Origin of the sequence: Pseudoalteromonas sp. S558, assembly GCF_005886635.1 — a bacterium.
In the GTDB taxonomy this organism is placed as follows: domain Bacteria; phylum Pseudomonadota; class Gammaproteobacteria; order Enterobacterales; family Alteromonadaceae; genus Pseudoalteromonas; species Pseudoalteromonas aliena.
The window spans coordinates 1-1,561 of the sequence record NZ_PNDU01000395.1 but is presented as its reverse complement, the minus strand read 5'-3'; the positions used below and the strand labels follow the sequence as shown (position 1 = coordinate 1,561).

Genomic DNA, 1,561 nt, shown 5'->3' with positions numbered 1-1,561 from the left:
ATAATACTTAACTTGAGCTCTGGTTAAGAGATTTACTAAAATATTGAATCATGGTGATATTTAAATTTATTTTCTCTAGCGCTGAAAATAGCTGCTCGAGATAGATTTATTATCCAGAGTTCAGGTTATTATTAAAAAGAGTATTTTACAGAGAACTGCAGGCGCTCTAAATCGCCATCTACGCCGCTTTCTGTTTCTCGCTCAGCATGTTTAAATTCAGCACCAAACGTTAAGCGTTTAACTGGAGAGTATAAAATATTGGCACTATAGCTTTGGCTTGATTCAGTTGGATCGCCAGAAATAGCAAGTAAGTCTGCGTTGTTATCTGCTGAAAAGAACGAATAAAGGAATGTTGAACGCCATTGGCTGTTCCACTTGTGCTGATAAGCAACAAAACCAGACGTAGAATCTATTGCATCGAGATCATCGCCATTAAGCACAGCACCGTGCGCTACGTTTAAGCCTACGTATCGGCCTAAGCCTTTACCTTGAGTAAGCATAAATTTAAGGTTGTCATCGCCTAAATTTATTTTACCGGATGCGCTTATACCAAACGATGTTTCATCAGCATCTACAGCGCCTACTTTATAAGTTAGTTGGCGTGCAAGTGCTGCTACAACTATATTACCCCAGTCAGCTTTGTGCGTATAACGCGCTGTAAAATCTGGTAATGATGCATCATCAGTAACAGCCATTCCGCTAGCTGTAGAAATTGTACTTTCTGGATTTTCTAATGAAAAAGACCATGCGCCAGTTGTGTATTTAATTTGAGATTGACGAACAAAAACAGTGCCTTCAGCTGGACCTACGAAATCAAGCGTTTCTGCAAGGGCACCCACATTTTGAAAATTTGACCATGTTTGACCAAATAACCAACCGTCATAGGTTACAAAGGCATGGCGAATACGTGGAGCATATGAATTTGAAACGCGTTCGTTACCGCCGGTAGCTGATGCTAAAAAATCAATTTCAATTTTAGTTTTTATTGTTTTACCGTTATCCATAACGGTGGCAGTACCAAAATTAAAACGAGATTCACGGGCATGCATATCAAACACCGCATCAGAGTTGCTATCGTTACCAACAGTCAGTGTGCTTGGAACGTAAAAATCACGTCCTACATTTGAACCTGCTGGTGCACCCGCTGAATAATCACTCCACATAGAGTCGAGTTTAATATATCCACCGTAGTTAAATTCTGTATCACCAATTTTTGCTGCTGTTGCCGCATAAGCTGTGCTCGAAAGTGCACAGATAACAGCGCTTGCAGCCAATGTTTTTAATGGAGTAAATTTCATTGTAGTGTCCTTTATTTAGACTACTTGTTGTTTATTGCTTTTTTATTCACAATTTTTTATAACACTTGCTACGAGTATTACTTGCTAATAAAAAGAGGTTTAGTAAGTTCTTATAGTAAATAACCAGAACTCTTGATAACAATACCAACCGGCATAAATCGTTGAACAATTTAACAAATTAAATTTCACTATAACGTCGTTAAAATTTTTTATTTAGAACAACTAGATACAAAAAATTTTGAGTAGATCCATGGCCTGTTGAT

Annotated in this window: 1 protein-coding gene; it reads right to left on the bottom strand. The window is 37.9% G+C overall.

The genetic code is table 11. The features are described from left to right. Positions 1 to 131 precede the first annotated feature (131 nt). Positions 132 to 1,298 (bottom strand): DcaP family trimeric outer membrane transporter, encoded by a 1,167-nt coding sequence (locus CWB66_RS19935; protein WP_138586726.1) that lies wholly within the window; start codon positions 1,296 to 1,298, stop codon positions 132 to 134. Positions 1,299 to 1,561 lie beyond the last annotated feature (263 nt).

What these genes read in the sequence shown, in the direction of transcription:
- CWB66_RS19935 (WP_138586726.1), bottom strand. Translation starts at nt 1,298, where the DNA reads ATGAAATTTACTCCATTAAAAACATTGGCTGCAAGCGCTGTTATCTGT.